General features: G+C 53.1%; 4 tRNA genes and 6 rRNA genes. All 10 read right to left on the bottom strand.

Going from position 1 to position 11,653, the window contains the following annotated elements:
• Positions 1 to 50: 50 nt before the first annotated feature.
• Positions 51 to 163, bottom strand: a 5S ribosomal RNA gene (rrf, locus tag ACG0Z6_RS16480).
• A gap of 171 nt (positions 164 to 334) precedes the next feature.
• Positions 335 to 3,213: ribosomal RNA gene (locus ACG0Z6_RS16475) — 23S ribosomal RNA — on the bottom strand.
• 344 nt (positions 3,214 to 3,557) lie between these two features.
• A tRNA-Ala gene (locus ACG0Z6_RS16470) sits at positions 3,558 to 3,633 on the bottom strand.
• Positions 3,634 to 3,648: 15 nt separating this feature from the next.
• Positions 3,649 to 3,725, bottom strand: a tRNA-Ile gene (locus ACG0Z6_RS16465).
• Positions 3,726 to 3,951: 226 nt separating this feature from the next.
• Positions 3,952 to 5,486: ribosomal RNA gene (locus ACG0Z6_RS16460) — 16S ribosomal RNA — on the bottom strand.
• A 400-nt stretch (positions 5,487 to 5,886) separates the two neighbouring features.
• A 5S ribosomal RNA gene (gene rrf / locus ACG0Z6_RS16455) occupies positions 5,887 to 5,999 on the bottom strand.
• A 171-nt stretch (positions 6,000 to 6,170) separates the two neighbouring features.
• Positions 6,171 to 9,049 (bottom strand): 23S ribosomal RNA (locus ACG0Z6_RS16450).
• A 344-nt stretch (positions 9,050 to 9,393) separates the two neighbouring features.
• Positions 9,394 to 9,469, bottom strand: a tRNA-Ala gene (locus ACG0Z6_RS16445).
• A gap of 15 nt (positions 9,470 to 9,484) precedes the next feature.
• Positions 9,485 to 9,561 (bottom strand) — tRNA-Ile (locus ACG0Z6_RS16440).
• Between the two features lie 226 nt (positions 9,562 to 9,787).
• Positions 9,788 to 11,322, bottom strand: a 16S ribosomal RNA gene (locus ACG0Z6_RS16435).
• Together the 16S, 23S and 5S rRNA genes with 4 tRNA genes alongside form the textbook arrangement of a ribosomal RNA operon.
• Positions 11,323 to 11,653: the final 331 nt, after the last annotated feature.

Genomic DNA, 11,653 nt, shown 5'->3' with positions numbered 1-11,653 from the left:
CCCAAAAGCAAAACGCCCGATCGTATTAGACCGGGCGTTTGGGGATATTAGCCTGACGATGACCTACTTTCACACGGGAATCCGCACTATCATCGGCGCTGAGTCGTTTCACGGTCCTGTTCGGGATGGGAAGGGGTGGTGCCAACTCGCTATAGTCGTCAGGCTTAAACTTTTTGGCGCTCTCTTGGCTTTGAAGAGAGTGCCCAATCTGTAGAGTCTGCCCTACTCGGGCTTTGAATCAGCTTTTGCTATTGACTGCGTCGCGCTTCGCTTGAAGAACGCGTCATACACGCTAGACCTCTTTCGGTCCTCTGACAGTGAATGTCAAAGTTATAGGGTCAAGCCTCACGGGCAATTAGTACTGGTTAGCTTAAACGCTTACACGTCTTCCACACCCAGCCTATCAACGTCCTGGTCTCGAACGACCCTTCAGGGGGCTCTAGGCCCCGGCAAGACTCATCTTGAGACGAGTTTCCCGCTTAGATGCTTTCAGCGGTTATCTCTTCCGCACTTAGCTACCCGGCGATGCCACTGGCGTGACAACCGGTACACCAGAGGTGCGTCCACTCCGGTCCTCTCGTACTAGGAGCAGGCTCTCTCAATCTTGCAGCGCCCACGGAAGATAGGGACCAAACTGTCTCACGACGTTTTAAACCCAGCTCACGTACCTCTTTAAATGGCGAACAGCCATACCCTTGGGACCGGCTACAGCCCCAGGATGAGATGAGCCGACATCGAGGTGCCAAACACCGCCGTCGATATGAACTCTTGGGCGGTATCAGCCTGTTATCCCCAGAGTACCTTTTATCCGTTGAGCGATGGCCCTTCCATACAGAACCACCGGATCACTTTGTCCTACTTTCGTACCTGCTCGACTTGTCAGTCTCGCAGTCAAGCACGCTTATGCCAATGCACTATCGTCACGATTTCCGACCGTAACTAGCGTACCTTCGAACTCCTCCGTTACGCTTTGGGAGGAGACCGCCCCAGTCAAACTGCCCACCATACACTGTCCCCAACCCGGATCACGGGCCAAGGTTAGAACCTCAAACACACCAGGGTGGTATTTCAACGTCGGCTCCATGAGAACTAGCGTCCTCACTTCAAAGCCTCCCACCTATCCTACACAGATCTGTTCAAAGTCCAATGTAAAGCTACAGTAAAGGTTCATGGGGTCTTTCCGTCTTTCCGCGGGGAGATTGCATCATCACAAACATTTCAACTTCGCTGAGTCTCTGGAGGAGACAGTGTGGCCATCGTTACGCCATTCGTGCAGGTCGGAACTTACCCGACAAGGAATTTCGCTACCTTAGGACCGTTATAGTTACGGCCGCCGTTTACTGGGACTTCAGTCAAGAGCTTGCACCCCATCATTTAATCTTCCAGCACCGGGCAGGCGTCACACCCTATACGTCGACTTTCGTCTTTGCAGAGTGCTGTGTTTTTAATAAACAGTCGCAGCCACCGATTCTCTGCGGCCTCTTTGGGCTCCACTCGCGAAGAGCTTCACCTACTCAAGGCACACCTTCTTCCGAAGTTACGGTGTTAATTTGCCGAGTTCCTTCTCCAGAGTTCTCTCAAGCGCCTTAGAATACTCATCTCGCGCACCAGTGTCGGTTTGCGGTACGGTCGTCAATAGCTGAAGCTTAGTGGCTTTTCCTGGAAGCAGGGTATCACTCACTTCGTCTGCAAGCAGACTCGTTATCACCCCTCATCTAAGCCTGGCGGATTTGCCTACCAGGCACGACTACAGGCTTGAACCGGGACTTCCAACACCCGGCTGAGCTAACCTTCTCCGTCCCCACATCGCACTATTGATCGGTACAGGAATATTGACCTGTTTCCCATCAGCTACGCATCTCTGCCTCGCCTTAGGGGCCGACTCACCCTACGCCGATGAACGTTGCGTAGGAAACCTTGCGCTTTCGGCGAGGGGGCTTTTCACCCCCTTTAACGCTACTCATGTCAGCATTCGCACTTCTGATACCTCCAGCAGGCTTCACAACCCACCTTCTCAGGCTTACAGAACGCTCTCCTACCACGTGCAATAAATTGCACATCCGCAGCTTCGGTAACTGGCTTAGCCCCGTTACATCTTCCGCGCAGGACGACTCGATCAGTGAGCTATTACGCTTTCTTTAAATGATGGCTGCTTCTAAGCCAACATCCTGACTGTCTTAGCCTTCCCACTTCGTTTCCCACTTAGCCAATTTTAGGGACCTTAGCTGGCGGTCTGGGTTGTTTCCCTCTTGAGTCCGGACGTTAGCACCCGGTGCTCTGTCTCCCAAGCTCTACTCTTCGGTATTCGGAGTTTGCTAAGGTTTGGTAAGTCGCCATGACCCCCTAGCCTATACAGTGCTCTACCCCCGAAGGTAATACTTGAGGCACTACCTAAATAGTTTTCGGAGAGAACCAGCTATCTCCAGGTTTGTTTAGCCTTTCACCCCTATCCACAGCTCATCCGCTAGTTTTGCAACACTAGTCGGTTCGGACCTCCAGCACCTGTTACGGTGCCTTCATCCTGGCCATGGATAGATCACCTGGTTTCGGGTCTACACCCAGCGACTAATTCGCCCTATTCGGACTCGGTTTCCCTGCGGCTACCCTATTCGGTTAACCTCGCCACTGAATGTAAGTCGCTGACCCATTATACAAAAGGTACGCCGTCACCTTGCGGCTCCGACTTTTTGTATGCATACGGTTTCAGGATCTATTTCACTCCCCTCCCGGGGTTCTTTTCGCCTTTCCCTCACGGTACTTGTTCACTATCGGTCGATTACGAGTATTTAGCCTTGGAGGATGGTCCCCCCATATTCAGACAGGATTTCACGTGTCCCGCCCTACTCTTTTCGTGCTTAGTTCCACAATCAACATTTCTCATACGGGGCTATCACCCGCTTTGGCCGGACTTTCCATTCCGTTCTGATATGCCAACTGCTAAATCACGAGGGCTACTCCGATTTCGCTCGCCACTACTTTCGGAATCTCGGTTGATGTCTGTTCCTCGAGCTACTGAGATGTTTCAGTTCACCCGGTTCGCCACGTACCCCTATGTATTCAGAGTACGTTACCTCTTGCGAGGTGGGTTTCCCCATTCGGAAATCTCCGGATCAAAGCTTATTTGCCAGCTCCCCGAAGCTTATCGCAGGCTATCACGTCCTTCGTCGCCTGTAATCGCCAAGGCATCCACCATATGCACTTAGTCACTTGACCCTATAACTTTGACATCTCTGCCATCGTCGTCAAGGACCGATTCACCTCACACTCTCGTGAGTGAATTTTTTGAGTATCTCGCGTTATGCCGTTCTTCAAATCATTGAAGTTTGTTGACGCAATCAATATGTCGTGTGTCGCTTGGCATTCAAAAACACCAACGCACACAACGCTGATTCGACTCTACAAATTGTTAAAGAACAACAGCCAACCAGTCGCCCAGTCGCTGACAAACCCAAACACCCCACACCGCTCAGCACACACCAGGTGCACCGCTCGGCGCCGGACGCTCGGGTTTGTCAACCCTTTCGCTTCCCGTCTCGCGCTTTTTCGTTCAGCAGTCTTGGTGGAGGATGACGGGATCGAACCGACGACCCCCTGCTTGCAAAGCAGGTGCTCTCCCAGCTGAGCTAATCCCCCGTGTCTCTTCTCGCGTGGTGGGTCTGGCTGGATTCGAACCAGCGACCCCCGCCTTATCAAGACGGTGCTCTAACCGACTGAGCTACAGACCCACGAGTGCTTGTGCCCCACAGCGCATGCGCCCTCTTCGCGGCCGCAGGCCTTCCAGGCTCACACGTGTCTTGCAACTCTTTATCGCTCTCTCTTGCTGAACTTCTTGCGTGTTGTCTTCTCTACAACCGATAAGCGTGAGCGCGCTGAACTTCAGGCTTTTGTCGTGTGCAGCTCTCCACCGCAGCAACCTCAGTCACTGCGCAGCTCGCTGCCACTTTTCTCTAGAAAGGAGGTGATCCAGCCGCACCTTCCGATACGGCTACCTTGTTACGACTTCACCCCAGTCACGAACCCTGCCGTGGTAATCGCCCCCCTTGCGGTTAGGCTAACTACTTCTGGCAGAACCCGCTCCCATGGTGTGACGGGCGGTGTGTACAAGACCCGGGAACGTATTCACCGCGACATGCTGATCCGCGATTACTAGCGATTCCGACTTCACGCAGTCGAGTTGCAGACTGCGATCCGGACTACGACCGGGTTTATGGGATTAGCTCCAGCTCGCGCTTTGGCAGCCCTCTGTCCCGGCCATTGTATGACGTGTGTAGCCCTACCCATAAGGGCCATGATGACCTGACGTCATCCCCACCTTCCTCCGGTTTGTCACCGGCAGTCTCATTAGAGTGCCCAACTAAATGTAGCAACTAATGACAAGGGTTGCGCTCGTTGCGGGACTTAACCCAACATCTCACGACACGAGCTGACGACGGCCATGCAGCACCTGTGTTCTGGCTCTCTTTCGAGCACTCCCAAATCTCTTCAGGATTCCAGACATGTCAAGGGTAGGTAAGGTTTTTCGCGTTGCATCGAATTAAACCACATCATCCACCGCTTGTGCGGGTCCCCGTCAATTCCTTTGAGTTTCAACCTTGCGGCCGTACTCCCCAGGCGGTCAACTTCACGCGTTAGCTACGTTACTGAGAAGAAACCCTCCCAACAACCAGTTGACATCGTTTAGGGCGTGGACTACCAGGGTATCTAATCCTGTTTGCTCCCCACGCTTTCGTGCATGAGCGTCAGTACAGGCCCAGGGGATTGCCTTCGCCATCGGTGTTCCTCCACATATCTACGCATTTCACTGCTACACGTGGAATTCCATCCCCCTCTGCCGTACTCTAGCCATGCAGTCACAAAGGCAGTTCCCAGGTTGAGCCCGGGGATTTCACCTCTGTCTTGCATCGCCGCCTGCGCACGCTTTACGCCCAGTAATTCCGATTAACGCTTGCACCCTACGTATTACCGCGGCTGCTGGCACGTAGTTAGCCGGTGCTTATTCTTCAGGTACCGTCAGCAGCTCCAGGTATTAACTAGAGCCTTTTCTTCCCTGACAAAAGCGGTTTACAACCCGAAGGCCTTCTTCCCGCACGCGGCATGGCTGGATCAGGCTTGCGCCCATTGTCCAAAATTCCCCACTGCTGCCTCCCGTAGGAGTCTGGGCCGTGTCTCAGTCCCAGTGTGGCTGGTCGTCCTCTCAGACCAGCTACAGATCGTCGGCTTGGTAGGCCTTTACCCCACCAACTACCTAATCTGATATCGGCCGCTCCAATCGCGCGAGGTCTTGCGATCCCCCGCTTTCACCCTCAGGTCTCATGCGGTATTAGCTGCTCTTTCGAGCAGTTATCCCCCACGACTGGGCACGTTCCGATACATTACTCACCCGTTCGCCACTCGCCACCAGGATTGCTCCCGTGCTGCCGTTCGACTTGCATGTGTAAGGCATGCCGCCAGCGTTCAATCTGAGCCAGGATCAAACTCTACAGTTCGATCTTGATTGCTCTCAACGGAATCGAACAAGAACTTTCTTGCAAAAGCTCTCAATTCTTAACTTCCGTGAGCGCCTAAAGTTTTTAAAGCCCCAGTGAACTCTCATCCACCCAGGCTCGCCTTCCATTCAGACGCCCACGCTTATCGGCTGTAAATTATTAAAGAACACGCAAACCCCTCTTCAGGGCCGCCGCCAATCAACTCAGTGATCAGCGAAGAGGCGAGATTTTGTCTCACCATCAACTTCTTGTCAAGCACTTTCGAGATAAATTTCTTTACCCGCCGCGCTCAACCTTCAGATGTCAGAGCTCTGCAATCAAAGCACTCACATCTAAAGGTGCTCACACCTTTAGAGAAACAAACGCCCGATCGTATTAGACCGGGCGTTTGGGGATATTAGCCTGACGATGACCTACTTTCACACGGGAATCCGCACTATCATCGGCGCTGAGTCGTTTCACGGTCCTGTTCGGGATGGGAAGGGGTGGTGCCAACTCGCTATAGTCGTCAGGCTTAAACTTTTTGGCGCTCTCTTGGCTTTGAAGAGAGTGCCCAATCTGTAGAGTCTGCCCTACTCGGGCTTTGAATCAGCTTTTGCTATTGACTGCGTCGCGCTTCGCTTGAAGAACGCGTCATACACGCTAGACCTCTTTCGGTCCTCTGACAGTGAATGTCAAAGTTATAGGGTCAAGCCTCACGGGCAATTAGTACTGGTTAGCTTAAACGCTTACACGTCTTCCACACCCAGCCTATCAACGTCCTGGTCTCGAACGACCCTTCAGGGGGCTCTAGGCCCCGGCAAGACTCATCTTGAGACGAGTTTCCCGCTTAGATGCTTTCAGCGGTTATCTCTTCCGCACTTAGCTACCCGGCGATGCCACTGGCGTGACAACCGGTACACCAGAGGTGCGTCCACTCCGGTCCTCTCGTACTAGGAGCAGGCTCTCTCAATCTTGCAGCGCCCACGGAAGATAGGGACCAAACTGTCTCACGACGTTTTAAACCCAGCTCACGTACCTCTTTAAATGGCGAACAGCCATACCCTTGGGACCGGCTACAGCCCCAGGATGAGATGAGCCGACATCGAGGTGCCAAACACCGCCGTCGATATGAACTCTTGGGCGGTATCAGCCTGTTATCCCCAGAGTACCTTTTATCCGTTGAGCGATGGCCCTTCCATACAGAACCACCGGATCACTTTGTCCTACTTTCGTACCTGCTCGACTTGTCAGTCTCGCAGTCAAGCACGCTTATGCCAATGCACTATCGTCACGATTTCCGACCGTAACTAGCGTACCTTCGAACTCCTCCGTTACGCTTTGGGAGGAGACCGCCCCAGTCAAACTGCCCACCATACACTGTCCCCAACCCGGATCACGGGCCAAGGTTAGAACCTCAAACACACCAGGGTGGTATTTCAACGTCGGCTCCATGAGAACTAGCGTCCTCACTTCAAAGCCTCCCACCTATCCTACACAGATCTGTTCAAAGTCCAATGTAAAGCTACAGTAAAGGTTCATGGGGTCTTTCCGTCTTTCCGCGGGGAGATTGCATCATCACAAACATTTCAACTTCGCTGAGTCTCTGGAGGAGACAGTGTGGCCATCGTTACGCCATTCGTGCAGGTCGGAACTTACCCGACAAGGAATTTCGCTACCTTAGGACCGTTATAGTTACGGCCGCCGTTTACTGGGACTTCAGTCAAGAGCTTGCACCCCATCATTTAATCTTCCAGCACCGGGCAGGCGTCACACCCTATACGTCGACTTTCGTCTTTGCAGAGTGCTGTGTTTTTAATAAACAGTCGCAGCCACCGATTCTCTGCGGCCTCTTTGGGCTCCACTCGCGAAGAGCTTCACCTACTCAAGGCACACCTTCTTCCGAAGTTACGGTGTTAATTTGCCGAGTTCCTTCTCCAGAGTTCTCTCAAGCGCCTTAGAATACTCATCTCGCGCACCAGTGTCGGTTTGCGGTACGGTCGTCAATAGCTGAAGCTTAGTGGCTTTTCCTGGAAGCAGGGTATCACTCACTTCGTCTGCAAGCAGACTCGTTATCACCCCTCATCTAAGCCTGGCGGATTTGCCTACCAGGCACGACTACAGGCTTGAACCGGGACTTCCAACACCCGGCTGAGCTAACCTTCTCCGTCCCCACATCGCACTATTGATCGGTACAGGAATATTGACCTGTTTCCCATCAGCTACGCATCTCTGCCTCGCCTTAGGGGCCGACTCACCCTACGCCGATGAACGTTGCGTAGGAAACCTTGCGCTTTCGGCGAGGGGGCTTTTCACCCCCTTTAACGCTACTCATGTCAGCATTCGCACTTCTGATACCTCCAGCAGGCTTCACAACCCACCTTCTCAGGCTTACAGAACGCTCTCCTACCACGTGCAATAAATTGCACATCCGCAGCTTCGGTAACTGGCTTAGCCCCGTTACATCTTCCGCGCAGGACGACTCGATCAGTGAGCTATTACGCTTTCTTTAAATGATGGCTGCTTCTAAGCCAACATCCTGACTGTCTTAGCCTTCCCACTTCGTTTCCCACTTAGCCAATTTTAGGGACCTTAGCTGGCGGTCTGGGTTGTTTCCCTCTTGAGTCCGGACGTTAGCACCCGGTGCTCTGTCTCCCAAGCTCTACTCTTCGGTATTCGGAGTTTGCTAAGGTTTGGTAAGTCGCCATGACCCCCTAGCCTATACAGTGCTCTACCCCCGAAGGTAATACTTGAGGCACTACCTAAATAGTTTTCGGAGAGAACCAGCTATCTCCAGGTTTGTTTAGCCTTTCACCCCTATCCACAGCTCATCCGCTAGTTTTGCAACACTAGTCGGTTCGGACCTCCAGCACCTGTTACGGTGCCTTCATCCTGGCCATGGATAGATCACCTGGTTTCGGGTCTACACCCAGCGACTAATTCGCCCTATTCGGACTCGGTTTCCCTGCGGCTACCCTATTCGGTTAACCTCGCCACTGAATGTAAGTCGCTGACCCATTATACAAAAGGTACGCCGTCACCTTGCGGCTCCGACTTTTTGTATGCATACGGTTTCAGGATCTATTTCACTCCCCTCCCGGGGTTCTTTTCGCCTTTCCCTCACGGTACTTGTTCACTATCGGTCGATTACGAGTATTTAGCCTTGGAGGATGGTCCCCCCATATTCAGACAGGATTTCACGTGTCCCGCCCTACTCTTTTCGTGCTTAGTTCCACAATCAACATTTCTCATACGGGGCTATCACCCGCTTTGGCCGGACTTTCCATTCCGTTCTGATATGCCAACTGCTAAATCACGAGGGCTACTCCGATTTCGCTCGCCACTACTTTCGGAATCTCGGTTGATGTCTGTTCCTCGAGCTACTGAGATGTTTCAGTTCACCCGGTTCGCCACGTACCCCTATGTATTCAGAGTACGTTACCTCTTGCGAGGTGGGTTTCCCCATTCGGAAATCTCCGGATCAAAGCTTATTTGCCAGCTCCCCGAAGCTTATCGCAGGCTATCACGTCCTTCGTCGCCTGTAATCGCCAAGGCATCCACCATATGCACTTAGTCACTTGACCCTATAACTTTGACATCTCTGCCATCGTCGTCAAGGACCGATTCACCTCACACTCTCGTGAGTGAATTTTTTGAGTATCTCGCGTTATGCCGTTCTTCAAATCATTGAAGTTTGTTGACGCAATCAATATGTCGTGTGTCGCTTGGCATTCAAAAACACCAACGCACACAACGCTGATTCGACTCTACAAATTGTTAAAGAACAACAGCCAACCAGTCGCCCAGTCGCTGACAAACCCAAACACCCCACACCGCTCAGCACACACCAGGTGCACCGCTCGGCGCCGGACGCTCGGGTTTGTCAACCCTTTCGCTTCCCGTCTCGCGCTTTTTCGTTCAGCAGTCTTGGTGGAGGATGACGGGATCGAACCGACGACCCCCTGCTTGCAAAGCAGGTGCTCTCCCAGCTGAGCTAATCCCCCGTGTCTCTTCTCGCGTGGTGGGTCTGGCTGGATTCGAACCAGCGACCCCCGCCTTATCAAGACGGTGCTCTAACCGACTGAGCTACAGACCCACGAGTGCTTGTGCCCCACAGCGCATGCGCCCTCTTCGCGGCCGCAGGCCTTCCAGGCTCACACGTGTCTTGCAACTCTTTATCGCTCTCTCTTGCTGAACTTCTTGCGTGTTGTCTTCTCTACAACCGATAAGCGTGAGCGCGCTGAACTTCAGGCTTTTGTCGTGTGCAGCTCTCCACCGCAGCAACCTCAGTCACTGCGCAGCTCGCTGCCACTTTTCTCTAGAAAGGAGGTGATCCAGCCGCACCTTCCGATACGGCTACCTTGTTACGACTTCACCCCAGTCACGAACCCTGCCGTGGTAATCGCCCCCCTTGCGGTTAGGCTAACTACTTCTGGCAGAACCCGCTCCCATGGTGTGACGGGCGGTGTGTACAAGACCCGGGAACGTATTCACCGCGACATGCTGATCCGCGATTACTAGCGATTCCGACTTCACGCAGTCGAGTTGCAGACTGCGATCCGGACTACGACCGGGTTTATGGGATTAGCTCCAGCTCGCGCTTTGGCAGCCCTCTGTCCCGGCCATTGTATGACGTGTGTAGCCCTACCCATAAGGGCCATGATGACCTGACGTCATCCCCACCTTCCTCCGGTTTGTCACCGGCAGTCTCATTAGAGTGCCCAACTAAATGTAGCAACTAATGACAAGGGTTGCGCTCGTTGCGGGACTTAACCCAACATCTCACGACACGAGCTGACGACGGCCATGCAGCACCTGTGTTCTGGCTCTCTTTCGAGCACTCCCAAATCTCTTCAGGATTCCAGACATGTCAAGGGTAGGTAAGGTTTTTCGCGTTGCATCGAATTAAACCACATCATCCACCGCTTGTGCGGGTCCCCGTCAATTCCTTTGAGTTTCAACCTTGCGGCCGTACTCCCCAGGCGGTCAACTTCACGCGTTAGCTACGTTACTGAGAAGAAACCCTCCCAACAACCAGTTGACATCGTTTAGGGCGTGGACTACCAGGGTATCTAATCCTGTTTGCTCCCCACGCTTTCGTGCATGAGCGTCAGTACAGGCCCAGGGGATTGCCTTCGCCATCGGTGTTCCTCCACATATCTACGCATTTCACTGCTACACGTGGAATTCCATCCCCCTCTGCCGTACTCTAGCCATGCAGTCACAAAGGCAGTTCCCAGGTTGAGCCCGGGGATTTCACCTCTGTCTTGCATCGCCGCCTGCGCACGCTTTACGCCCAGTAATTCCGATTAACGCTTGCACCCTACGTATTACCGCGGCTGCTGGCACGTAGTTAGCCGGTGCTTATTCTTCAGGTACCGTCAGCAGCTCCAGGTATTAACTAGAGCCTTTTCTTCCCTGACAAAAGCGGTTTACAACCCGAAGGCCTTCTTCCCGCACGCGGCATGGCTGGATCAGGCTTGCGCCCATTGTCCAAAATTCCCCACTGCTGCCTCCCGTAGGAGTCTGGGCCGTGTCTCAGTCCCAGTGTGGCTGGTCGTCCTCTCAGACCAGCTACAGATCGTCGGCTTGGTAGGCCTTTACCCCACCAACTACCTAATCTGATATCGGCCGCTCCAATCGCGCGAGGTCTTGCGATCCCCCGCTTTCACCCTCAGGTCTCATGCGGTATTAGCTGCTCTTTCGAGCAGTTATCCCCCACGACTGGGCACGTTCCGATACATTACTCACCCGTTCGCCACTCGCCACCAGGATTGCTCCCGTGCTGCCGTTCGACTTGCATGTGTAAGGCATGCCGCCAGCGTTCAATCTGAGCCAGGATCAAACTCTACAGTTCGATCTTGATTGCTCTCAACGGAATCGAACAAGAACTTTCTTGCAAAAGCTCTCAATTCTTAACTTCCGTGAGCGCCTAAAGTTTTTAAAGCCCCAGTGAACTCTCATCCACCCAGGCTCGCCTTCCATTCAGACGCCCACGCTTATCGGCTGTAAATTATTAAAGAACACGCAAACCCCTCTTCAGGGCCGCCGCCAATCAACTCAGTGATCAGCGAAGAGGCGAGATTTTGTCTCACCATCAACTTCTTGTCAAGCACTTTTTGAAAATTCTTTTTCAAAACTCGGCAGCTCTTGCAAACCACCTCTCGCCTGACCTTCCGTCAGCCGCC

Source organism: Roseateles rivi (genome assembly GCF_043555845.1).
In the GTDB taxonomy this organism is placed as follows: Bacteria; Pseudomonadota; Gammaproteobacteria; order Burkholderiales; family Burkholderiaceae_C; genus Roseateles; species Roseateles rivi.
The sequence above is the reverse complement of the archived record's forward strand: the minus strand, read 5'-3'. Positions and strand labels throughout refer to the sequence as shown.